Below are 22,580 nucleotides of genomic sequence, written 5' to 3'. Positions count from 1 at the left end.
CCTGAGCCCTCCTTGCACGCCGATCAGAAGGGCGGCTTGATCACTTTGGCGCAGGTACCTTTGATCAGTTTGACGTTTCGGCCATCCTGCAGACTCAGGGATTGCACAAAACTGCCTGTTTTGCGGTCCACCACAAATTCTTCGCCCGTGATCATGACGCCAAAGCGCTGGAACATGGCGGGTCGATAAATTTTCATGCGCGAGCCCATCAGGCTGAGGGTGCCCGCGCGGCTTTCGGAGATGGCAATCCTGCCTTGGTACCAGCCTGAATTTTTCTCGAAATCGATCTGGGCCATGGTGATTCTGGAGGGTTCGTTCTCCTTGATGCCCAGGGCCAGTTGACCGTCGAGGTCCAGCTCCAGTTCGCAAATCAGATCGACCACCCCTTTGTTGCCCCCCGGCATGCTTTCGCTGCTCAGTGCTGGCGGCGTGCCGTTGTCACCCATGAGGTGCACAAGGCCCCAGATACCGCCCATCACCAAAAGGCCGATGGCGATGCCGATGGCAATATTTTTCAACATGGATGAACCTCTTGCAGGGGGTGATTCGGGCTAGGGTGACCACACATCATAGGGGAAGCCTTGCCGCGTCTGCTCAGACACGGTCACTGGTTGAGCACGGTGATGCTGACGCGGCGGTTTCTCGGGTCGGCCGGGTTGCCGGGCACGTTGGGGTTGGTGTCTGCCACCCCTTCAATGCGCGTGAACCGGTTGGCACTGATGCCCTGCGACTGCATGAACTGGCGCGTGGCATCGGCCCGTTCGGTCGATAAGGACCAATTGTTGCGCATGCTTTCGGGCGGGAAGCCGGTGCTGTCGGTGTGTCCACGAATGGCCAATTTGTTGGGCAGTGGCTTGAGCGATTTGGCCACTTCGGCCATGAGGGCAGCAGCTTTGGCCCCCATTTCTGCACCACCCGAGCCATACATGGCGAAGTCGGCCTTGTCGATCACCTCGATGCGCAGGCCTTCCTTCTCACGTGTGATGCTGACCTGGTCTTTGATCTTTTCAAACTGCTTGCTCTCGGACAGTTTTTGCTTGATCTCTTTTTCGAGTTTGTCGAAATTTTCCTTGTCCTGCTTTTGGCTGGGCGTGCCCGTGCCACTTTCCTTGCCGGGGTCCTGCTCGGAGGGGCCGTCCTTGTTGTTCTCTTCTTTGGACGAGCCAAAACTCTCAGCCGGGCCACCTTGGGCCTGCGGCGTCAAGCGCTCGAGCATGGCGGTTTGTTTGGCCGTGAACGGAAAGCCGTCGGTGTCGATGATGGATTTGCCCCCAAACAAACCGTTGGAGCCCGCCAATTCACCGAAGGCGATTTGGCTGTGGGACGCGGGCCTGAAATAGTCGGCCACGCTTTTGCGTTTGTCTTCGTTGCTGGCACCCAAAAGCCACATCAACAAGAAAAAGGCCATCATGGCCGTCATCATGTCGGCCAGGGCAATCTTCCAGGCACCGCCGTGCGCACCCGCATGGCCGTCGTCTGCAATGATTTTTTTGACGATGATGATCGGCCGCAAGGCCTCCGCCGCTGCCGCAGCTTCTGCTGCAGCGACTTCTTCGGGTGTTCCTGCGGCGGCTTTGTCGGGTTCGGCCATCAGGATCCTCGCATGCCGTCAAAGACTTCAGAGAAGCTCGGTTGGTTGTGGTGGGCAATACAGGCTCTGGCCGACTCGATGACCAGGGGTTGTGGGTAACCCTTGAGGTTGCCGACGATCATTTCCCGAATCACATCGAAGGCTTGTGCGTCTTCGTTGATGATTTGGGTCAGTCGGCCCGAGAAGGGCTCGAACATGCCGTAGGCCAAAAACACGCCCATCAGCGTGCCCACCAGGGCCGAGCCAATCAGCGCGCCCAGCACGGGCGGGGGTTGGTCGATCGAGCCCATGGTTTTCACCACACCCAGCACGCAGGCCACGATACCCAGAGCCGGCAAACCACCGGCAATGCCAGCCAGTGCGCCAGGGGCCAGCAAAGCCTCGTGGTGGTGCACTTTGATGGCTTTTTTCATCAGGTCGTCCAGCGCGTCGGCATCCAGATTGCCCTGCGAAATGACCATCAGGCGCAAAGGATCGCAGATCATCTGAACGATCGAATGGTCTTTTGCCAATTTGGGAAATTCGCCAAAAATAGGGCTGGAGTCTGGGTTTTCAACGTGGGATTCGAGCGCAACCACGCCTTCTTTTTTCATCACGGTTTGCAGCTTGCCCACCAGCAGCATCAGTGCCAAGTAGTCGGCTTGGTGAAAGCTGGGTCCTTTGATGCATTTGCCAATGCCGGCAAATGCCGCTTTGAAGACCGGAAAACTGTTGGCCACCAGCGAGGCCCCAATGGCGGACCCACCGATGATCAAAAATTCGAAAGGCGCGGCCTTGATGATGGGCGCCATTTTGCCGCCCGCGATGACGTAGCCGCCAAACACCGCACCAAACACAACCGCTAAACCGATGAAGAAAAACATGCTGGCCCTTTAAAGCTAGACAATGCACCAAATGCCGATGCACCAACCCAATGTCCATTGGAAAAAGAAATCCATCAAATTGCCCAGCAAGAGGATGGGCAAACCCACATACAGCGCCCCCCAGGCCCAACCCGAAAACGTCAGACGGGCTTTCGGGATGTCATGGCCCAGGATGGTGTGGTCTTTGGTGGATGATTCGCTCATTTTTTCCATTGACACCTGTATTCATCGGACGCAAATGGGGTATCTTGAGTGAATTTGAAAAATTTGCCTATTATGACGATATGGATGTGAGATGGGACCTCTTGCCGCAGGCCGAATGGGAAGAATTTCATTCGGCCCATCAGGGTGCGTTGCAGCAATCTTGGGCGTATGCAGAGGCGCTGAAGACATTGGGTGTGACCCTGCAGCGCGCCATGGTCTGGGAGGAGGGCCGACTGGTGGCCATCGCCCAGTTCATGTGCAAGCGCATGCTGGGTTACATCTCCTTGGCCTCTTGCACGCGGGGTCCCGTTTTTCTGCCCGACGTGGGCCCCGCTCAACGCGCTGAAATTTACAAGCGCCTGCGGCAGTCGATGCCTTTGCCGCGCCTGAGGGTGACCTTGTTTTCGCCCGATCGCACAGCCCAAGAGCTGGACCCGGTTGAAACGCAGGGCATGTCGCGGGTGATGACCGGTTACGCCACTGTGCTGCTGGACTTGACGATGCCGCTGGCCACTTTGAAGGCCCAGCTGGAGGGCAAATGGCGCAACCGCCTGAACAAGGTGCTCTCGAATGAAAAGCTCCGGGTCCATGTGACGCCCAGTCTCAAGCGCTGTCAATGGCTTCTGGCTCAGGAGCAAGCCCAGCGGGAGGCCAAAAAATTCCATGGCCTGCCCACCGATTTTGTGCAGGCCTACATCGCCGCTTCGGCAGACCCCCGGCAGGCCTTTGTGGTGGCCTATGCCGAGCTGGGCAAGAACTCCGTGGCCGGGATGCTGTTTTTGATCCATGGCCGAGTGGCCAGTTACCATATGGGATGGGCTGACAACGAGGGCCGGCAGCTCAATGCCCACAACGCCTTGTTGTGGCAAGCCATGGCTTATTTGCAGGGTGAGGGCATGCAGGTGCTCGATCTGGGGGGCGTCAACACCCACGATTTGCCCGGCATCTCGCGCTTCAAATTGGGCACGGGCGGTCGTGCCGTGACCCTCGCGGGGACTTACTTTTGAGAACAAACATGACTTTGTCAGGGGTTTCAATGCGTGCCTTGCTTCGTTTGGGTTGCTGCTGTGTGGCTGTGTTGGGCAGTTTGGCCCCGGTGTCTTCTTGGGCCTGGACCCGCATTGGTGAAACCGCTGAAGTGACGCTTTATGTGAACCGCAACAGCATCGAGCGAGACGACAACATTCGCCGGGTTTGGGAAATGCAGGACCTCAAGGCCCCCGATTCCGACGGTGTCCGCTCCAGGCGCTACCTCAACGAGTACGACTGCACTTACAAAATGCACCGCATGGGGCAGATGACCAGTTTTTCCGGCCCCAAAATGACGGGCAGCAAAGTCGCCACCGTCAACGAGATGGGGTACTGGCGAAAAATCCCACCCAATGGGGTTTTCGTGCTCACCTACATTGCCGTGTGCATCGAGTAAGTCCCAAGCCAAAGCGCCATTTCCAAGCGGTGTATCAGGGTTTGGCCGCCGGCGGGGCTGCGTTGCCTGGTGTGGCCGCATTGCCCGGTGTGGCGTTGGGACTGCTTTCCCCGGGTTTGGGTGCCGTGTAGCGTGGGAACTGCACGGCCCGCTCGCGTGAGGCGCTGGCATTGTTCTTTTGCACGGTTTCCAGATAACGCTCTTTTTGCAGCGTCACCAAGGCTTCGACATCGCGCTTGAGGCCGTCGACATTGCCCACGGCCGATTTGAGCGACTTGACCTCGTTGCCGAGGGACTGAACCGCATTGGCCTGGGACTGCAGTTTGGCGTTGATCCCCTGGACCTGACGCGTGACGGTGTCGTTGCTGGCCGCGACTTGCTTGGCGGTTTCGCTGGGCACTTTCTGGACCAGGCTTTCGGATTGCTTGAGCGAGGCGTCAATGCGGCCCTCGATCTGGCCTTGTGATTTGGTCAAAGCCAATTGCTGTGAGGCCAATTCCTTCACGCTCTGGTTGACCCCTTCGAGCGACTCCATGCCCGTGTTGAGTTCAATCACGCGTTTGCCGACCGCGGTCAGCATGGCGTCGAGCTGGTTGATGCGGCTGACCAGCCGCACGCCCATGATCAGAAAGAAAATCAGGCTGATGACCAACACGCCTGCGGTGATGGCCAGCAGAATACGGGCTTTTTTGTGTCCGGCTTCGGTGAGTTCTTTGAAGTCGGCCGTGGTTTGACGCAGCTGGCTGCTGACGCTGGCGGCCGCCTCGGCCGATTGGGTGGCCAGATCCGCCGAATCCAGAACCACCTGCGCCAGTGACTGGTACTGCTGGTAGGCGCGTTGGTCCAGGGTGATGCCCGCATGCTGGGGGGGGGTAGGCAGCACGTGTGGCGCCGCGGGTGCAGCAGCAGGCGCTGCAACGGACTCGGCTTTGGGCGTGCTTGCTTCGGTCGCGGTCAGTGGCGCGGCGCTGGTCGCAGTTGCAGCGGCCTGCGTGGCCTCATCTGAGGCCGTGGCTTGCGGTTCGGCGGCGGGCGTGAAAGTGTTCTCGCTCATGGTTTCTTTCCTCGTGCTGGTGAGGGTGACTTCAGTCTTTGGAGTTGTTCACCCAAAAGTGCGTTGCGTGTTCTGAGTTGGGCCAAACGGTTCTTCACCGGGCTGTCTTGCTCCCACAGGGCGGCTTCGTCGAGCACTGGGGGGGGCGGCGCAGCAGGTGGCTTTTGCGCTGACAGCGCCTGAAGCACTTGCGGGATGGCCTCTTGGGGGCTGGGGTTCAATCGGGCTTTGGCCCGGGGTTTGGCCGCAGGGCGAGGGGTGGTTTTGGCCGGCGCCGGCGCAGGCGTGGCCGCGGGCGGGGCGATCGCTTGGGCATTCACCGGGACATTGACCACAGGCTCATTGGCGCCCGCGGGCTTGCGGCTTTTGCGTTCAGCCACATTGGAGCCCGCCTCCATCTTGACGGCGTGTGGTGATTCGTTGCGCAGGACAGTGTTCTTTTTCATCGGTTCGCTTCCTTCGCTCAGGTCGGGCTTTTGAGCTGCTCTTGCAAGCCGCGCGTGGGTCGCACCCAGCTCCTGGGAATGCCGGGACGCTTGGAGGCCTCGTAGCCTTGGTTCAATCCACTGAAGGGGCCGGAGACAATCACAAAATGGGCCAATTTTTCACCAGGGCGGTAGGCCGCGATGATCTGTGCGTCCTTGAGGGCAGGGTGTTTGCGCTGGATGTCGAGGACTTTTTGATAGCTGCTGGCCGTGCCGTGTTGGAGCAAGAAGCTGCTGGCATCGAGCTGTTGGAGCCAGGCCTGTCCTGATAGGGTGGCTTCGGGGGCTTCGGTGACGGGCTCGGGCGGGGTAACGGCCATGAGGGCTTGCGGCCGAGGCGCATCTTGGGCCGTGGCCGAGGGCTCGGCAGCGGGCAAAGTGGCCGCCAATTGCGGGCTGCTGAGCGGGGCTGCTGTGACAGGTTGGGCCGATTTGATGCCAAAAGCTTCGGGTTGAATCCACAGCATCATCAAGGTCGACATGACCAGCGCGAAAGTGATGCCCAAGGCCAGCTTGCTGTTGTGTCGCAGCCAGTTGGGGGTGTTGCGCAGGCGCACTCCCGCTTGTTGCAGCGACCCGATGGCCGACGCGCCCCGCTGCTGCAAAGCGTTGACCTTGTTTTTCAGGGGTGACCCTGAGACCTTGGGCGCCTCGGCGCTGAGCACACCGACACCCAGAGCGGGGGCCTCCGCGGATCTGTCCAGTTCTGGGGGGCGCTGCTGGCGCTGAATGCGTTGGACCAACTGCTGGACGGCATTGAAGTGCCCCTCATGGCGAGCCAAGTCGAGTGCTGCTTGGGCCTGGTCTTCGCTGGGCGCTTCGATGTCCCAGCGCAGGATTTTTCGGCCAAAGGCCGACAGCGGTGATTTGGCGGCGTTGGGGTGGCCCGACATCAGCAAAATGGCCCGAATGTTGGCGCCTGGGAAATTCTGGATCAGGCGAGCGAGCAACTGGATTTCGCTCTCCGGCAGGGTTTGGGCATCGTGCACCAACCAGATTTGTGCCTGGTTGACAGTGGTCGAGGCCTTGACCGCCTGGTTCAGCGACTGGCTGGCCAGCACCTCGTTGAAGCGGCCGAGCAAGGAGTCGGTGTTGGCCGGGAAATAAACCTCGATGCGGTGATCCGGCGCTTGTTGGCGCAAACGGGCCAGCAGCAAGTTCACATAGTGGTCGAGCAAAGCTTCGAACGGGCAGTAAAGCGCCAGGCTCAAGCCTTCGTGGGCCACGGCGTTGGCGCAGCCGTCGATCCGCATGCGGTCGGCAGCGCGAAAGACGCAAGGGTTCAGGGCGGCGTTTTCGGGGTTGATTTGGATATTCATGCGCGGGCTCCCGCTTTCTCAAGTCGACTGCCGTCCGGGTTGAACAGCATGCTGGGCGGGACTTTGACTCGGGGTTTGGCTTGCGGTGGATTCATGGGCGAGGCCGCCTCCAGGCTGAAGACGTAGGCAATGACCTGGGCCACGGCGTGGTAGAGGTCTTCAGGCACCTGTTGTTCGACTTCGGTGGTGAAGTAAATGGCACGTGCCAGGGGGGCCGCTTCGAACAGGTGGATGCCATGGGCCTTGGCCTCTTCGCGGATCAGGGCGGCCATGTGGTCCGAGCCCTTGGCCACCATGATGGGCGCACCATCCCCCGTGGGGTCGTACTCGAGGGCGACGGCAAAGTGTTCGGGGTTGGTGATGACCACGTCGGCATCCTTGATGCGCTGCATCATCCGCGAATTGGCCATCTCGCGTTGACGCCTGCGGATCTGGGCCTTGACCTCCGGACTGCCTTCCATTTGCTTGTATTCGTCCTTGACCTCTTGTTTGGTCATGCGCATGCTTTTGTTGAACGAATACTTCTGATAAGGGACATCGATCAGGGCGATGACCGCCAGGCTCAAGGCGACCCACAGGGCCGATTGCATGATCATCAGGCCCGCGGCCGACAGGGCCGGCTCCAGCCCCATTTGGCCCATGCGGATCAGGTCATCCATATTGGCCATGAGCGACCACCACAGCACGGTCGCAACCAGGCTGAACTTGAGGAGGGCTTTGCCCAACTCGACGGCTGCATGGGTTCCAAAAATGCGCTTGAGCCCGCTGATCAGGCTGAGCTTGGAGCCCTTGGGTGCGACCGCTTGCAGCGAAAACAGGTAACCGCCCGTCACGCCCGAGGCCACGATGGCCGCAATCACGGTGAAGACCATGATGGGCATGACGGTGACAAAGGAGGAGAGCAACTGGTCGCCAAAGTGCGCGGGCAGCAGAAGGGGTTTGTTGAGGGTGGTCCGGTCGAATACAAAACCATTGGCAAAAACTGTGGCCAGACGGCTGACCAGCCAGCCGCCGGTCATCAACAGCATCATGAGCGCACCGATCACGATGACGGCGGCAGGCAATTCGGAAGAACGGGCCACCTGGCCGTCTTCACGCGCCTTGCCCAGTTTTCTGGCCGTCGGTTCTTCGGTTTTGTCCTGTCCCGTGGCTTCAGACATTGGGCACCCCCAAGACGTCGCGAACCACGTTAAAGCCCTGAACCCACAACCACTCGATGCGGGCCCCAATGCTCTCCATGGAGATGATCAGGATCAGAAAGCCCGCAATGATCATGGCGGGAAAGCCGACGGCAAAAATGTTCAGACTCGGCGCTGCACGGGTGACCACGCCCAGCCCGATGTTGATGAAAAGGAGCGAGACCATCACGGGCAAGGCCATCAGGACTGCCCCGAGAAACACCATCGAGCTCCATTGCAACACGCGCCCGTAGACGGTCTGGTTCAGGATGGAGGTGCCAATCGGCAGGGAGTGGAAGGACTCGGAAATCAGGCCCAGCATGATGGCGTGCCCGCCAAAGCCCACGAAGATCAGCGTTGACATGACGATCATCAGTTGCGAGATCACCGGCACACTGCCCATATTGGGGTCCAACATGTTGGCCATGGACAGGCCCATGGCCGCAGCAATGCTTTGGCCGCCCACGACCATGGCGGCCACCACCACTTGCAAGATGAGGCCCATCACGGCGCCGATCATGATTTGGTTGAAGACTTCCAGCAGCCCGGGGGCGGTGGAAGGGTCGAGCACCGGCCAGGTGTGCAAAGGGTAGACCAGCCAAGCCAAAACCAGGGCCATCAGAACGCGCAAGCGCAGGTTGAATGCGTTGAGCGAAAAAATCGGGGCCGTGATCATTAAGGCCGAGATGCGCAGCATCGGCCACAGAAAGGTGTAGAACCTTTCGACGATGTCAGCTGCAAGAAAATTCATGGCGGTGGGCCTGTGCTCAGGAGAACAGGGTCGGGATGCGCTGGAAGATGCTGCGCGTGAAGTCGATCAGCGTCACCAACTGCCAGCTGCCAAAAATCAGCAGGGCCAGGGCCAGCGCAAACAATTTGGGGATGAAACTGAGGGTTGACTCGTTGATCGAGGTGGCGGCTTGAATGATGCCGATGATCAGGCCCACGGCCAGTGCGACAACCAAGAGGGGGGCGCACACCAGCATCGACGTCCACAAGGCTTGTCGTGCCAGATCAATCACCATGGCGGTATCCATCTTTGTCTCCTTCAGGGCATCGCAAAGCTGGCGGCCAGTGAGCCCATGATCAGGCTCCAGCCATCGACCAGCACAAACAGCATCAGTTTGAAGGGCATCGAAATCATCATGGGGGACAGCATCATCATGCCCATGGACATCAAGACGCTGGCCACGATCAAGTCGATGACCACAAACGGGATGTAAATCAGGAAACCGATGGTGAAGGCGCTTTTCAACTCCGAGGTCAGAAAGGCCGGCACCAAGGTCATGAAAGGCACGTCCTGCGAGCTGGCGACGCCTTTGTTGCGGGCGATTTCCATGAACATGGCGATGTCGTCCTCGCGGGTTTGCAAGAGCATGAACGCCCGGATCGGTTTTTCGGCAGCGGCCAAGGCTTTGTCAAACGACATCCCTTGGTTCATGTAAGGCAGCAGGGCGTTTTGGTAGACGTCGTTGAGCACCGGGGACATGACAAACAGGGTCAGGAACAAGGACAAGCCGACGATGACCATGTTGGGGGGGGTCTGGCCGGTGCCCAGGGCTTGGCGCAGCAGCGACATGACGATCACAATGCGCACGAAAGCGGTCATCATGAGCAGCAAGGATGGCAGCACCGACAAGGTGGTCATCAAGGCCAGCAGTTGCAGCGTGATGCTGTACTGCGTGCCTTTGCCGGTGTTGGTGCTGGTGATGGCCGGCATGTCGGGTGCAGCCTGCGCCAAAATGGGCAGCAGCCCCAGCAAAATCGTGAGGATCAGGCCAATGTGAAAAGAGCGCTTCATGGGGTGTTGGTTTCAAGGCTGTGGCCGTTGGCCTGTGGGGTCTTGGGCCATGGGCTCAGCACCGTCATTTGCTGGGCCGTGACGCCCACCAAAATTTCACGATCGTCGACCCGGATCAGCATGATTTTTTGACGCGTACCGACCGACAGGGTTTCCAGTGTTTGCAGGCGTTGTGTGTTTTTGCGAATCAGCGAGCCGCCGCTTTGCAGCTTGCGCAGCGTCCACAACAGCGCCAACAACAAACCGATGACCAACACAAAGCTGAACAGGTATTGCAGCCAGTCTCCCAAAGTCCATACCGAGTTCATGCCCAGGTCACTCCGGGTCAGAGGTTGTCGAGTCGATCGGAGGCGGGCACCACACGCGTCAGGCGGATGCCATAACGGTCGTTGACCAGCACCACTTCGCCTTGGGCCACCACGGTGTTGTTCACCAGCAGGTTCAAGGGTTCGCCCGCGATGCGGTCGAGCTCGACCACGCTGCCTTGGGTCAGGCGCATCAGGTCACGGATCTTGATCACGGCACGGCCCACTTCGATGGACAAGGTGACGGGAATGTTTTGCAACACATCCGAGTGGATTTGGCCTTTTTCGGCAGCTTCGGGGCTGGATTCGGCGGTGGGGGTCAGTTCACTCATGGGTGCTCCTCATTAGGGGGTCAGGCTTGGACGTTGGGGCTGATGGCTTGGATGATCTTGACCGCCACCTGGCTGCCCATGGCACCCACTTCAACATCGTAGACAGGCATGTCTTCAATCAGTGCTCTGGCCGACTCGGGTTTTTTGAAAGGCAAGACGTCGCCCGCTTGCATGGTTTGCAGCTGCTGGAGCGACAGCTGGAGCTTGCCCAGCAGGATCTGGATTTCCAGATCGGCGTCGTTGACGGCATCGTTCAATTGGCTGCGCCAGACTTTGTCGGACTCTTCGTTGCCGTCGCCGGTTTGCACGCGGCTGCGCAGCAAGTCCCGCACGGGCTTGAGGGCCACGTAAGGAATCACCATGTCGATGAAGCCAGACCCCTGTGTGTTGGCATCGGACTCGAAGCGGCTGAGCACCACGAGGTCGTTCTCGTCGGCGATCTGGGCGAATTGGGGGTTGATCTCCGAGCTCACGTGCTCGAAATCAATGGGGGCAACCGGTGCCCAGGCTTCTTTGAATGAGCGAAAGAAAACCTGCAGGATGATCTTGATGATCCGTGTTTCGGTCGGCGTGAACAGCCGGCCCGAGGGCAACTGGCCAACACCTCGGCCAAAACCACCAAAGAAGCTGTCCAGTGAGCTGAAGACCACGGTGGGCTCAATCACCACCATGGCATAGCCGCGCAAGGGCGCCATGCGGATGATGTTCACCGACAAGGGGGCTTTGAGGTCTTTGAGGTAGTCGCTGAAGCGAACGATCTGGGCGCGGCTGGGGTTGATCCGGGGGCTGGTGCGCAGCACCTCCAGCATGCCCAAGCGGAACATGCGGATGAAGCGCTCGTTGATCATGTCCAAAGAGGAGACGTTCACCCCGAGGCTGCTGTCTTCGGCTGCCAAATCGTGTTTGCGCACTTGGGCGTCCAGGTTGTAGCCCGTGTCGACATCCAGACTGCCATCGCTGATGCCGGCCGACAGGGCGGCCAGTTCATCCGGGGACAACAAGGGTTGGTTTTCAGCCATGGTCAGGGTTTCTTTTCAAGGTCTTGCCGACTCACTGCACCACAAAGCTGGTGAAGAAAACCTCTTCAATGCCACCGAAGTCTTCGTATTTCTGCAAGACCGCGTTCATTTCTTCCCGGATCTTGGCGGCCAATTCCTTGCGGAACTCGGGCTTGACCAAGTCGGCTTCGGTCATCTGGCGCATCACATCGAGGGCGACCGAGCGCAGCGCAAATTCATGCTTTTTGGCATTTTTGAACACGCGTTCGTCGTAGTGCGTCATGATGGCCAGGTTCAACTGGATCACCTTGCGGGTGTTGGTCAGGTTGGAGACCAAGGGCTTTTCCAGCTCCATGTAGCTGTTTTCAAAGCGCTGGAGCTCGGGCGATTCCTTGGCTTTCTTTTGAGGTGCGGCATCGCTGGCGCCCGCCTTGCTGTCGGCTGCGCCTTCTTCCAAGTTCTTCAGGGCCAGTTCGGCAGCAGCGGTGTCTTTCTTGTCAAAGAAACCGGTCACGAACATCGTGCCCACGGCCGTACCGACCAGCAACAAAATGGCCACAAGGGCGATCACCACAATTTTGATCAGAGGCGATTTTTTCTTGCCTTCAACTTCGATTTCTTCGTCTGCCATGTTGATTCCTTGATTGATTGCGTGTCAAACCAGCACATCCCAGCCGTCTTCGCCCATTTTCATGGGTCGGGCGGCCAAGGTGGATTCGGGGGCGGATTCTGAAGCGTTCTCCCCAGTATTTGTCGATTTTGACATTTGACCGGGTGTCGACTCTCCGCCACGTTGTCGGGTTTGCCCATCACCTACCAGCATGGAAGCAACATCCATGCCCATTTGACTCAGGGTGTCTTTGAGTTTGGCCATGCCGTCCTGGAGAAGTTCCCGGGTCAGGGCCTGGGGTGCCGTGAAAACGGCATCGAGCTCACCGCTGCGCATCCGCATTTCCACCTCGATGTGGCCCAGGGTGGCCGGTCGAAGGGAGAGTTTGAGGTGCCATTGGCCTTTTTCAATTTCTGACAGTATGCGCTGGCCCACCGCTTGGCCCATTTTTTCAGCCAGGTTCTGCACGTTTTCACTGCGTTGGGCCAAAGCCGCATCGGGTCCTGCGCCGCTGCCATCTGCGTTTTGGGCCTCTTGGCGGCTTGCGGCCGCAAGGTCGTGGCGGTGTGCGCCATGGCCTGGCGGGTGGGCAGTGCCCGAGGGGCCCGAAGCTGCCCCTTCGGCCATGGCTTGGCTGAGGCTTTCCAGCAGTTCAGGGCTGGCCGACTCGGTCAGGTCCAGTTCGCTCAAAGCCATGCCTGTCTTGGCGGCTGCGGCCTCCTTGGTGGCGGTCGCGCTCAGGGTGTTGCGCAGCATCCAGACTGCGGCAGGGGCTGGCGGGGGCATCATGTGGATTTGAATGGAGGCGGTGTCTGATGGTGCTTGCGCTGCCGGGGCGGCGATGCGGGCCTGCTCTGTGGACAGGCTCATCGCCCACAGGGCGGCACCGTTCAAACCATTTTGGAGAACAGGCATGTCGGGCTTGGGTGCTGCGCCTGTTTTGATGGGGTCAGCGCTGGTGACAGAAGCGGTACCAAGAGATTCAGACAAGACTACTGAAGTGGTCTCAGGGGCAATCGAAGCCAGGTAGCCGACCCCAGCGACCTGACCTGTCTGGCCGTCTAATGGCGTCAGGGAACCGATCCCAGCGACCAGGCCTGTCTGGCCGTCTGCTGGCGTCAGGGCGCTAACCTGGGCAGGCAGTGCAGGGGCCATGCCAGGGGCCGTGCCCATGAGCCACTGAACAGCGGTTTCGTCGAGGCCTTGCGAACGGGCGAACGCTTCAAGACTGTGCTCATCGGGCGCGTTGATTTCAGCGGTGATGACATTGAGGTGGGGCCCCAGGTGGACGGCTTTGAGCGCGTCGCTCCCAAGGACGGTGGCGAAGCCGGTCAGCGTCGCCGGCCCACCGGCCAAGGCTTGCCCTGAAGAAGACGGTCCCGTTTCTTGCGGCGAACCCATGACATCCGACATCACCTGACCGAATTCGGCGGTGTCTTGACGCGTGCCAGACTCACTTTTTTGCTCCGAGGCCTGGTTTTTTGGGCTGCTCGCGGCACGGCTGGGTGTTTCAATCAGTGCGATGGTCATCGGTGTGGCGTCTTCTGAGAGGTGAGGATGAGGTCAAACGGGTCAGCCGCAGCGGCCATTTCTTGCCGCTTGCGCCTGTGATCACCTGATTTAGCAAGTTGCGCACCAACTTTGAAGGGGGCGGGCCGAAGATCCAAGGTCCGGGGTGTCGGAAGGTGTGGCATGCACCTTGCTTGAAGGTGTTGAAACATTCACACCCAGACCTCCTGTTCACTCTGTCAGCCCCTCACGCCCCATGAACACATTGACCCTGTCAGCGATCCGACAGAACTTCGCCCGCTTCGATTTGGCGGGTTTGGGTTTGCCCGCTTTGGTCTTGCTGATCATGGCCATGTTGGTGGTGCCTTTGCCACCGCTGCTTTTGGACATCCTGTTCACCTTCAACATCATGATTGGCTTGGTGGTCATCATGATCGCCATTGGCACACGCAAACCGCTGGAATTTTCATCTTTTCCCTCGGTCCTGCTGTTTGCCACCATGCTGCGCCTGGCCTTGAACGTGGCCTCGACCCGCGTGGTGCTGGTCAACGGTCACGAGGGCCCAGAGGCCGCTGGCAAAGTGATTGCGGCGTTTGGCGAGTTCGTGATCGGTGGCAACTATGTGGTCGGTTTCATCATCTTCGTGATTTTGATGATCGTGAACTTCTTTGTGGTGACCAAGGGCGCTGGGCGTGTCTCTGAGGTCAACGCCCGTTTCACCCTGGACGCGATGCCGGGCAAGCAAATGTCGATCGATGCCGACTTGAACGCCGGCGTGATCGACCAGGAAACTGCCAAAAAGCGCCGTGAAGAGTTGGCGCAGGAATCGGATTTCTTTGGTTCCATGGACGGTGCTTCCAAATTCGTCAGCGGCGACGCCATGGCGGGTCTCTTGATTTTGATCATCAACATCGTGGGCGGCCTGGCCATTGGGATTGGCCAGCACAACCTCTCGGTGGGCGATGCCAGCCGCATTTACGTGTTGTTGACCATCGGTGACGGTTTGGTGGCCCAGATCCCATCCTTGTTCCTGTCCTTGGCCACCGCCATCATCGTGACCCGGGTGACCACATCCGAGTCGATGACCGAGCAGGCCACCACCCAGTTGTCGAACGTGCCGGCCCTGTTCATTGCGGCCGGTATTTTGACCATCCTCGGCCTGGTGCCGGGCATGCCGCACCTGGTCTTTCTGACCTTGGCGGCGGCCACGGCCGGCGTGGCATTCATGGTCATGCGCAAACAAATGTTGCTCGAGCAAGGCCTGGCTGCGCCCGCTTTGCCCGTCAATGAAGCCCCCAAGGAGCTCGATTGGGACGATGTGGAGCAGGTGGACTTGATCGGTCTGGAAATCGGCTACGGCCTGATCCCTTTGGTCAACGTCGAGTCGGGTGGGCAGCTGATGACCCGTGTCAAGGGCGTGCGCAAGAAACTCTCGGCCGAATTGGGTTTTCTGGTGCAGCCGGTGCGCATTCGCGATGCCCTCAATCTGGAGCCTGACGTTTACCACATCGTTTTGAATGGCGTGGTGCGTGGTCGTGGCGAGGTCAAGGTCGGTCGCGAGTTGGCCATCAACCCGGGCAAGGTGTACGGCAAAGTCGAAGGTCAGGCCACCAAAGAGCCCGCCTTCGGTCTGGAGGCCGTCTGGATCGAGCCCGCCTGGCGCGACCAAGCCAGGGCGCTGGGCTACACCGTGGTGGACCCCAGCACCGCCATTGCGACCCACATGAACAAGGTTTTGCGCGACAACGCCTCGGAATTGATGAGCCACGATGAAGCGCAGAAGTTGCTGGACAAGCTGGCCGCCAAATCGCCCAAGCTCGTCGAAGAGCTGGTGCCTGGCAAGTTGTCTTTGGGCGTGGTCACCCGCACCTTGCAAAACCTGCTGCAGGAGTCGGTGCCGATCCGCGACATGCGCACCGTCGTCGAAGCCTTGACTGAGGTTTGTGGCCGCACGCAAGACCCAGACCAATTGACCCAACTGGTTCGCCCCAAGCTGGGCCGCATGATTGTGCAAAGCCTGACCGAGAACCGCGAGACCTTGTCTGTGTTGACCCTTGATCCCCAGCTGGAACAGCTGCTGCACAACGTCTTGCAACAAAACACCAATTCGGCCGGCATGGTGCTGGAGCCAGGTTTGGCCGAAAGCCTGTTTGCCGCCCTGCGCGAGAGCGCCCGTGCCACCGAAGAGCAAGGCCTGCCTGCCGTGCTGGTGGTCTCGCCTGCCATTCGGCCCTGGATGTCCAGAGCCGTGCGTTACCGCGTCAATGACCTCACGGTCCTGTCTTACAGCGAAATTCCGGACGACCAGGCTGTCAAGGTGATCAACACCGTGCAAGCCGACCCACGCAACAACCCCCCTGTGACCAAAGCCTGATAAATCATGGAACTCAAACGCATCATCGCCCGTGACAGCCGCTCGGCCAACGAAAAAGCCATCCAGATGTATGGCCCCGATGTCCTGATCATTTCAAGCCAAAGGGTGGACCAGCAGACCGAACTGATTGTGGCGGTCGATGTGGGCAGCGAGCCGGTGCAGGCCCCAGCGCCCGCGCCGTCCAAGGTGAACGCAACGATCGCTGCACACGATGCCGCTTTCTTGGCCGACAAAGATGCGTCTTTGCCTTTTGCCCAGGTGTTTCAAAACGCGAATGTCCAAGCCGCAGCAGACCTGCAAGAAGACGAAGCCGCCACACTGGATTTCCAGACGGCTGAGGCCAGTTTGCGTGCGCGCAGCCTGCCGGTGCAGCCCCAGGCCATGGTCGCAGCCCCGTCTCTGATGTCAACCCGGTCTCCCAGCGACACCGCCTTGCAAGAGGCTGCCATCCAGGCGGCTCACTACGAAAAGCAACGCAGCCAGGAAATCGTTGAGATGCTGCGCCAGGAAATGTCGGCTTTGCGCCAGGAGTTTGCACTGTCCCGTCAAATGCAGCCTTGGCAGACCACACAAGGCTTGTCGCCCGATGTCCAGAAGCTGACCCTGGCCATGCAGGAAGTGGGCATGCCATTGGCTTTGCGCAGTTTGCTGACCGACAGCATCCAGGGCCTGGACACGCTGGGCGAGGCTTGGCCTGTGCTCGAGCGCTTGTTGACCGATGCCATCAGCCGCCCGGCGACCCAGGTGCCCGATTCAGGGATGCATGCTTTGTGTGGGCCTTCCGGTGCGGGCAAAACCTCGATGTTGGGGCGCTTGGCCCACGCTGCAGCCCAGTCGTACGGCGCTGAAAAGCAGGTCATGATCAGTTATGGCGACCAGCGGCCAGGTGCTTGGTCACAAATCCAGTTGTTGGCGTCGCAAGCAGGCGCATCGTGCTTTCGCGCTGCCGATCTGGCCATGCTGCAAACCTTGCTCGACGAGTTGCAGGGCAAAACGATCTGGATTGACACCCCGGGCACCGATTTCACGGCCCATGCGCAGCAGTTGAAACAGTCCTTTTCAGGGCTGGGCATTCATGCGGTGTTGCCGGTTGATGCTACAGTGACCAGTGTGCAAAAAATCCTCCAAAATTCAGAGACTCAATGGTCTTCCTTGATGCTGACCAAAGTGGATGAAGCCGCCTACCCATGGCCTTTGATCAAGGCCCTGTGCGACCAGCCATTGGCCGTGTCGTGCATGGCCGATGACAGCCAAATCCATGTGCCCCCGCTGCGTTTTGGTGCCGAGCGCTTGGTCGGCCTGGCCATGACGCCCTTGCAGGTGCTGCTGCCAGAGATTGCACAGCTGCATGCCGCTGCGAAGCCCGCCAAGGCGGTCCGCAAGCCCCGTGCCCAAAAAGAATTGGCATTGGCCCCTGAACTTCAACCCAAGACCCGTGCCGTCAGGCCGCGGGCTGTGACGGCCAAGTCGTCTGCCAAGGCTGTTCATGGATAAGAAAAGTTTTCCCCAAGTCATCGGTGTGGCCAGCGGCAAAGGCGGGGCCGGTAAAACCACCGTCTCCATCAATTTGGCCGTGGCTTTGGCCATGCGGGGCCACAAGGTCATGCTGTTGGACGCCGACTTGGGCATGGCCAATGCGCAAATTGCGTTGGGGGCCCATGCCCCTTTCAACATCAGCCATGTGCTCAATGGCAGCAAAACCCTGCAAGAGGTGTTGATCACCACCGCTCAGGGCGTCAGGTTGGTGCCCGGTGCCTCGGGTTTGCGCGACATTGCTGCGCTGGATTCGGCGCAAATCGCCAGCATGATCCATGCGTTTGACACCCTCGACGAGCCCGTGGATTACCTGGTGGTGGATGTGGCCGCGGGCATTGCTCCTGCCGTGCTCGAGTTCATGGCCGCTTGTCAGCGCCGCTTTGTGGTGGTGTGCGACCAGCCCTCATCGATTGCCGACGCCTACGGCCTGATCAAGGTCATGTCCACCGAGCAATCACTGGACGAGATTTACCTGATTCCGAACATGGTCGGCAATGCCCACGAAGGCCGCCAGTTGTACAGACGCCTGAACGATGTGTGCACCCGTTTTCTGGGGGTGTCGATCCGGTACTTGAACGCCATCGAGGGCGATGAGTTGGTGCTTCAGGCCTTGCGCAAATACCAGTCGGTGCTCGATTACGCCCCCGGCAGCGCCGCAGCCAGGGATTTCAGAGCGCTGGCCGAGGCCGTGACCCAATTGCCTCCGGTTCAGTCGGCTTCGGGCCGCATGCAATTTTTCATGGAGCGGATGCTCCATGTCCCCATGGGCGAGTGAGCGGATGAACAGCAACGTCTCCCTTTACGAAGAGGTCGGTAACCAGCACGAGTCGCTGATCTTGGCGCACATGCCCATGGTCAAGCGGGTCGCCGTGCACCTGAAGGCCCGCTTGCCGCCCTTCATGGAACTGGACGAACTGGTTCAGGTGGGCATGGTGGGCCTGATCGAGGCCGCACGCTCATTTGACCCGACCAAAGGCTTTGAGTTCGAACATTTTGCGCTCAGTCGTGTGCGCGGGGCCATTCTGGACGAAGTGCGCAGGCAGTCTTTCTTGCCACGCTCGGCCGTGGCTTTCAACAAAAATGAGAACGAAGCCGTGCATGTCCTGGCCGCCGAGCTCGGCCGTGCGCCGACCCAAGCCGAATTGGCCCTGTACATGGGCAAGGACATCGAGGAATTCCACAAGGAGCGGGGTCAAGCCAAGCGTTTTGAAACCTTGTCCATGGAGGTCGTCAACGACGAGGTGATGAGCATGCCTGGCGACAGTGCGATGCAGCCCGAGGTCATCGTCGAGGAAGCCGAGTTCATGGAAGCGGTGGTGCAGGCCATCGAAGAATTGCCTGAGCGTGAGCGGATGGTCATGTCGCTGTATTACGTCGAAGAACTCAACCTGAAGGAAATCGGCGAAGTTTTGGGTGTCAGCGAGTCCAGGGTGAGTCAAATTCTTTCGGCGGTGGTGAAAAAATTGCGGCAAAATCTTCAAATATCCTAAATTTATTTAATTCTTGATGCTCAGCATTTTCAACCGCAACAGCCCTGCCGACGAGATGAAGCGCGCAGTCGCCGCCTATGAAAAGGTGGTCTCCTTGGAGTCCGACTCGCGCGATGCACGCAGTGCGCGCATGCGCATGGGCATGATTTGCCGAGCCCATTTGGACAAAACTTTTGTGGCTGGTGCTGAGCAAATCGCCGCATGGCAAGAGCTGGCGCGGATGGCCTTGGTGGCGGGCAAACCGGTGCCCGAGATGCCGACACCTTCCAAATTCCAAAAAATCCGTGCAGGCGAATCTGATATTTATGCCTATTTGCCGGAGGAGTTCGTCGCCGAGGCTTTCGCTTTGGGTGTGCGCTACCAAAAAACGGAACTGTCGGCGCCCAAAGCCATCGAGGCCATGCAGGCCTTGGCCACCCAGATCAGCCGTTACGAATTGCGGCTAGAAGAGCCGTTTCTGGTGCTGTCTTTTTTGCGCGACGAGTTGGCCGAGCAAGCCGCCTTGCAAGAAGCCGCTGAGGGCTTGTCGCCCGGGTCGGCTGATGGGGCCGCAACATCTCCAGGTGGTCCCACCGGCCTTTGATCGTCATGGACGCTTTGCTCAATGCACTGATGGCGATCGCTTTGTTGTTGATCCTGATTTTGGTCATCTACCTGATTGACCGGGTCAATGCGATTGAAAAAGAGACCCGCAAGGTGATCACATCGATCAACGACAAGTCGGCACGTGCGGCGGCACCTTTGATGGGCCTGTCCTCCAAAAAGCTCTGGGATGCCATGACCGGCAGGGCCACGGAGGGGCTGGATGCCGAAGCCCTCACCGATCTGCGCAGCCACTATCAGGTGGTGTTGTCCAAACACATCGAAGCGCTCTACCAAGAGGGCTTCAAGGACGGGCAGCGGGGCTTCTCGGGCGAGCCCAAAAACACCAAACAAATCGCCACGTCCCAAGGTTTGGTGGAGTCCTGGATTCCCTCGGCGCAGGCCAATGCCCTGTACCAATGTGGCCTGAACGCAGCGCAAACCCCAGAGGCACAGTGGGGCCCCATTCGGGCCTCCATGGATGAAGCCGGGCAGTTCCTGATGGGCAAAACCCTGCTGGATGCGAGCATCCCCTTGTCTGACTGGCTGATGCCTGTTGCCCATCCTGACGTTTCGCCCGTTGCCGAGCCAAGCCCTCAGCCTCTTTTGGCGCCAGCGGCCGAGCCTGTGGCCATGTCAGGCCCTGCGGCGCGCTGAAAGAAATTGGGCCCATGGTCCGGGCTCCGACTCAAGTTTTCCGTGATCCCGCCGATTCCTCTGTTACTGAAGTAGTAAAGGGGTTTTTTCCATGCGCGCTTATTCCAAGTTTGCTGAGAGTTATGGTTCTGTTCAAGTCACAACGGGTGTGGCGACGGCCGACAACATTCAGCTGATCCAAATGTTGTTTGATGGTTTGCTGGAAAGTCTGGCGACGGCTTCGGGTCATATCCAGAACAAGGCCATTGAGGAAAAATCCAAAGCCTTGGCGCGTGCAGGTCGCATCGTGGTGGGGTTGCAAGGTGCACTCGACTTCGAGCGCGGCGGCGAGCTGGCTCAAAATCTGAACGAGCTGTACGCCTACATCACGCGTCGACTTTTCCACATCAATGCGTACAACGACTTGGCCGCTTTGCAAGAAGTCAAAACGCTGATCACGGACATTTCACAGGCTTGGCAATCGTTGCCCAGTTTGCTGGCAGAGACAGGCCGCAAAGCGCACTACGCCAACTGATTCGGGATGGGTCGGGTATGGCCAACTGGTCTGCCCGACAGGGATCGAACCTGTGACCCACAGCTTAGAAGGCTGTTGCTCTATCCAACTGAGCTACGGGCAGAAACTCGAAACACAAAAGGCCCGTCAGGGCCTTTTTGGATGGTGGCGTTCGGATGAACGCTTTGGTTGGAAACACCCCGAAGAAAATTCAGAGGGTGGTGGTCGGAGCGGCGGGATTCGAACTCGCGACCCTCTGCTCCCAAAGCAGATGCGCTACCAGGCTGCGCTACGCTCCGACTGATCGGTATTCTAACCTTCAATTCGGGCCTTTAAAGTGCCTGTGGTGAAAAAAGTCCTTGCCAGGGCAACACCCGGCCAAGCCAGAGGGCAGCCTGGCGCGTGCACGTGCACAGGCTTTGCGTGCCCAAAAAAAACGGCCTGCGGGTGCAGGCCGTTGGCAAGGTGGACCCTTGCAGATCAGCTGCCGCGTGTCACGGGCATGCGGACATCACCCGGCAAGGCCAGTTGCTTGGCCAACTCCAACTTGGCCAGCGAGTTGCGGTGCACCTCGTCCGGGCCGTCGGCCAGGCGCAGGGTGCGCTGGTGGGCGTAGGCATAGGCCAGCGGGAAGTCTTGTGACACACCGCCGCCGCCGTGGGCCTGAATGGCCCAGTCGATGATCTGGCAGGCCATGTTGGGGGCCACGATCTTGATCATGGCGATCTCGGCCTTGGCGACTTTGTTGCCCACGGTGTCCATCATGTAAGCGGCCTTGAGCGTGAGCAAGCGCGCTTGCTCGATCATGCAGCGGGACTCTGCGATGCGCTCTTGCCACACAGTTTGTCGGGCCACTTCGCGGCCAAAGGCCACGCGTTCGTTCAGGCGCTTGCACATCAACTCCAAAGCGCGCTCGGCAATGCCGATGGTGCGCATGCAGTGGTGGATGCGGCCAGGGCCCAAGCGGCCTTGGGCGATTTCAAAGCCACGGCCTTCGCCCAGCAAGATGTTTTCGGCCGGCACGCGCACGTTTTTGAGCACGACCTCCATGTGCCCGTGTGGGGCGTCGTCGTAACCAAACACCGACAAAGCGCGCACCACGGTGATGCCAGGTGAGTTGGCGGGCACCACGATCATGGACTGCTGCTCATGGCGGCCCGCGTCGGGGTTGGTCTTGCCCATCACGATGTAGACCGCGCAGCGTGGGTCTCCCGCGCCGGACGACCACCACTTGCGGCCATTGATCACGTATTCGTTGCCTTCGCGGCGGATCTCGCATTCGATGTTGGTGGCGTCCGACGACGCCACATCGGGCTCGGTCATCAAGAAGGCCGAGCGGATTTCGCCGCGCAGCAGGGGCTCCAGCCATTCGTCTTTCAGGCTCTCGCTGGCGTAGCGCTCCAGGGTCTCCATGTTGCCGGTGTCAGGCGCCGAGCAGTTGAAGATTTCGGCGGCAAAGGGCACGCGGCCCATGATTTCGCACAAAGGGGCGTATTCCAGGTTGGACAGGCCTTGTGGTGCGCGGGTGGACTTGGGCAAAAACAGGTTCCACAAACCGGCGGCCAAGGCTTTGGGCTTGAGTTCCTCCACGATTTGGGTGGGCACCCAGGCATTGCCCTTGGCGCGGTTTTCGGCGATTTCTTCAAAGAACCGCGCCTCATTGGGGTAAATGTGCTCGTCCATGAAGGCCAGCAAACGGGCCTGCATGTCTTTGACCTTGGGGGTGTATTCAAAATCCATGGTCTCTCTCCTGGGGTTGTGGTTCGGGTTGAA

26 protein-coding genes and 2 tRNA genes are annotated in these 22,580 nt (G+C 59.4%); 9 read left to right on the top strand and 19 right to left on the bottom strand.

Annotated features, from left to right (window positions below; all coding sequences use genetic code 11):
- Positions 1 to 23 precede the first annotated feature (23 nt).
- The 4 genes from LHAB_RS12830 to LHAB_RS12815 all read right to left on the bottom strand — a co-directional run bounded on the left by LHAB_RS12830 (position 24) and on the right by LHAB_RS12815 (position 2,658).
- A complete protein-coding gene (locus LHAB_RS12830) occupies positions 24 to 521 on the bottom strand; it encodes a hypothetical protein (RefSeq protein ID WP_090046907.1) in 498 nt (165 codons plus the stop codon).
- A gap of 83 nt (positions 522 to 604) precedes the next feature.
- On the bottom strand, positions 605 to 1,591 hold the full coding sequence (locus LHAB_RS12825; protein WP_090046905.1) for a flagellar motor protein MotB: 987 nt from the start codon (positions 1,589 to 1,591) through the stop codon (positions 605 to 607).
- Positions 1,591 to 2,454, bottom strand: coding sequence for a flagellar motor stator protein MotA (gene motA / locus LHAB_RS12820; protein ID WP_090046903.1), 864 nt, complete (start codon positions 2,452 to 2,454; stop codon positions 1,591 to 1,593). The genes LHAB_RS12825 and motA overlap by 1 nt, the downstream gene beginning before the upstream one ends.
- Positions 2,455 to 2,469: 15 nt before the next feature.
- On the bottom strand, positions 2,470 to 2,658 hold the full coding sequence (locus LHAB_RS12815; protein ID WP_090047966.1) for a hypothetical protein: 189 nt from the start codon (positions 2,656 to 2,658) through the stop codon (positions 2,470 to 2,472).
- A gap of 80 nt (positions 2,659 to 2,738) precedes the next feature.
- Here LHAB_RS12815 and LHAB_RS12810 point away from each other — a divergent pair, with 80 nt between their 5' ends.
- Both LHAB_RS12810 and LHAB_RS12805 read left to right on the top strand, forming a co-directional pair.
- Positions 2,739 to 3,665, top strand: a complete 927-nt coding sequence (locus tag LHAB_RS12810; RefSeq protein ID WP_090047964.1) for a lipid II:glycine glycyltransferase FemX — start codon at positions 2,739 to 2,741, stop codon at positions 3,663 to 3,665.
- Positions 3,666 to 3,694: 29 nt separating this feature from the next.
- On the top strand, positions 3,695 to 4,084 hold the full coding sequence (locus LHAB_RS12805; protein ID WP_228763428.1) for a surface-adhesin E family protein: 390 nt from the start codon (positions 3,695 to 3,697) through the stop codon (positions 4,082 to 4,084).
- Between the two features lie 34 nt (positions 4,085 to 4,118).
- Here the strand turns inward: LHAB_RS12805 and LHAB_RS12800 are convergent, their stop codons facing one another.
- From LHAB_RS12800 to LHAB_RS12745, 12 genes are read right to left on the bottom strand one after another with little or no spacing between them, the layout of a single operon-like run.
- The gene (locus LHAB_RS12800) at positions 4,119 to 5,138 is read right to left on the bottom strand and encodes a hypothetical protein (RefSeq protein WP_090046897.1); all 1,020 of its coding nucleotides are present in this window, start codon (positions 5,136 to 5,138) and stop codon (positions 4,119 to 4,121) included.
- Entirely contained in the window at positions 5,135 to 5,584 is a 450-nt protein-coding gene (locus tag LHAB_RS12795) for a hypothetical protein (RefSeq protein WP_090046895.1), read from the bottom strand. The genes LHAB_RS12800 and LHAB_RS12795 overlap by 4 nt, the downstream gene beginning before the upstream one ends.
- A gap of 17 nt (positions 5,585 to 5,601) precedes the next feature.
- Entirely contained in the window at positions 5,602 to 6,942 is a 1,341-nt protein-coding gene (locus LHAB_RS12790; protein ID WP_090046893.1) for a hypothetical protein, read from the bottom strand.
- The gene (flhB, locus tag LHAB_RS12785) at positions 6,939 to 8,102 is read right to left on the bottom strand and encodes a flagellar biosynthesis protein FlhB (RefSeq protein WP_090046891.1); all 1,164 of its coding nucleotides are present in this window, start codon (positions 8,100 to 8,102) and stop codon (positions 6,939 to 6,941) included. Before flhB ends, LHAB_RS12790 begins: the two co-directional genes overlap by 4 nt.
- The gene (fliR, locus tag LHAB_RS12780) at positions 8,095 to 8,871 is read right to left on the bottom strand and encodes a flagellar biosynthetic protein FliR (RefSeq protein WP_090046889.1); all 777 of its coding nucleotides are present in this window, start codon (positions 8,869 to 8,871) and stop codon (positions 8,095 to 8,097) included. Before fliR ends, flhB begins: the two co-directional genes overlap by 8 nt.
- Before the next feature lie 16 nt (positions 8,872 to 8,887).
- Positions 8,888 to 9,157, bottom strand: a complete 270-nt coding sequence (fliQ, locus tag LHAB_RS12775; RefSeq protein ID WP_090046887.1) for a flagellar biosynthesis protein FliQ — start codon at positions 9,155 to 9,157, stop codon at positions 8,888 to 8,890.
- Between the two features lie 11 nt (positions 9,158 to 9,168).
- On the bottom strand, positions 9,169 to 9,921 hold the full coding sequence (gene fliP, locus LHAB_RS12770) for a flagellar type III secretion system pore protein FliP (protein ID WP_090046885.1): 753 nt from the start codon (positions 9,919 to 9,921) through the stop codon (positions 9,169 to 9,171).
- Positions 9,918 to 10,229, bottom strand: coding sequence for a flagellar biosynthetic protein FliO (fliO, locus tag LHAB_RS12765; protein ID WP_090046881.1), 312 nt, complete (start codon positions 10,227 to 10,229; stop codon positions 9,918 to 9,920). The genes fliP and fliO overlap by 4 nt, the downstream gene beginning before the upstream one ends.
- A gap of 17 nt (positions 10,230 to 10,246) precedes the next feature.
- Entirely contained in the window at positions 10,247 to 10,558 is a 312-nt protein-coding gene (gene fliN, locus LHAB_RS12760; protein ID WP_090046880.1) for a flagellar motor switch protein FliN, read from the bottom strand.
- 20 nt (positions 10,559 to 10,578) lie between these two features.
- Positions 10,579 to 11,577 carry a flagellar motor switch protein FliM gene (fliM, locus tag LHAB_RS12755; protein ID WP_228763427.1) on the bottom strand — a complete coding sequence of 333 codons (999 nt, stop codon included), beginning with the start codon at positions 11,575 to 11,577 and terminating at the stop codon, positions 10,579 to 10,581.
- 31 nt (positions 11,578 to 11,608) lie between these two features.
- Positions 11,609 to 12,187, bottom strand: a complete 579-nt coding sequence (gene fliL, locus LHAB_RS12750) for a flagellar basal body-associated FliL family protein (RefSeq protein ID WP_090046876.1) — start codon at positions 12,185 to 12,187, stop codon at positions 11,609 to 11,611.
- A 24-nt stretch (positions 12,188 to 12,211) separates the two neighbouring features.
- Positions 12,212 to 13,696 carry a flagellar hook-length control protein FliK gene (locus LHAB_RS12745; protein WP_090046874.1) on the bottom strand — a complete coding sequence of 495 codons (1,485 nt, stop codon included), beginning with the start codon at positions 13,694 to 13,696 and terminating at the stop codon, positions 12,212 to 12,214.
- A 235-nt stretch (positions 13,697 to 13,931) separates the two neighbouring features.
- Between LHAB_RS12745 and flhA the strand changes: the two genes are divergently transcribed.
- From flhA to fliS, 7 genes are all read left to right on the top strand, one after another.
- The gene (flhA, locus tag LHAB_RS12740) at positions 13,932 to 16,049 is read left to right on the top strand and encodes a flagellar biosynthesis protein FlhA (protein ID WP_090046870.1); all 2,118 of its coding nucleotides are present in this window, start codon (positions 13,932 to 13,934) and stop codon (positions 16,047 to 16,049) included.
- 6 nt (positions 16,050 to 16,055) lie between these two features.
- A complete protein-coding gene (locus LHAB_RS12735; protein ID WP_090046868.1) occupies positions 16,056 to 17,543 on the top strand; it encodes a hypothetical protein in 1,488 nt (495 codons plus the stop codon).
- Positions 17,536 to 18,360 (top strand): MinD/ParA family protein, encoded by an 825-nt coding sequence (locus LHAB_RS12730; RefSeq protein WP_090046866.1) that lies wholly within the window; start codon positions 17,536 to 17,538, stop codon positions 18,358 to 18,360. The genes LHAB_RS12735 and LHAB_RS12730 overlap by 8 nt, the downstream gene beginning before the upstream one ends.
- 4 nt (positions 18,361 to 18,364) lie before the next feature.
- Entirely contained in the window at positions 18,365 to 19,075 is a 711-nt protein-coding gene (fliA, locus tag LHAB_RS12725; protein ID WP_090047963.1) for an RNA polymerase sigma factor FliA, read from the top strand.
- A gap of 16 nt (positions 19,076 to 19,091) precedes the next feature.
- Complete coding sequence (locus LHAB_RS12720; protein WP_228763426.1) at positions 19,092 to 19,658, top strand: hypothetical protein; 567 nt, start codon at positions 19,092 to 19,094, stop codon at positions 19,656 to 19,658.
- Positions 19,659 to 19,663: 5 nt separating this feature from the next.
- Positions 19,664 to 20,314 carry a hypothetical protein gene (locus LHAB_RS12715; protein ID WP_194943175.1) on the top strand — a complete coding sequence of 217 codons (651 nt, stop codon included), beginning with the start codon at positions 19,664 to 19,666 and terminating at the stop codon, positions 20,312 to 20,314.
- 91 nt (positions 20,315 to 20,405) lie between these two features.
- Positions 20,406 to 20,828 (top strand): flagellar export chaperone FliS, encoded by a 423-nt coding sequence (gene fliS / locus LHAB_RS12710; RefSeq protein WP_090046864.1) that lies wholly within the window; start codon positions 20,406 to 20,408, stop codon positions 20,826 to 20,828.
- Positions 20,829 to 20,854: 26 nt separating this feature from the next.
- Here the strand turns inward: fliS and LHAB_RS12705 are convergent.
- The 3 genes from LHAB_RS12705 to LHAB_RS12695 form a co-directional block, all read right to left on the bottom strand.
- Positions 20,855 to 20,931: transfer RNA gene (locus LHAB_RS12705), tRNA-Arg, on the bottom strand.
- Between the two features lie 98 nt (positions 20,932 to 21,029).
- Positions 21,030 to 21,106, bottom strand: a tRNA-Pro gene (locus LHAB_RS12700).
- A gap of 181 nt (positions 21,107 to 21,287) precedes the next feature.
- Positions 21,288 to 22,547: an acyl-CoA dehydrogenase family protein gene (locus LHAB_RS12695; protein ID WP_090046862.1), complete on the bottom strand. Its 1,260-nt coding sequence runs from the start codon at positions 22,545 to 22,547 to the stop codon at positions 21,288 to 21,290.
- Positions 22,548 to 22,580 lie beyond the last annotated feature (33 nt).

Source organism: Limnohabitans sp. 2KL-27 (assembly GCF_001269345.1).
In the GTDB taxonomy this organism is placed as follows: Bacteria; Pseudomonadota; Gammaproteobacteria; order Burkholderiales; family Burkholderiaceae_C; genus Limnohabitans_A.
This window is presented reverse-complemented; position numbering and strand designations above follow the sequence as displayed.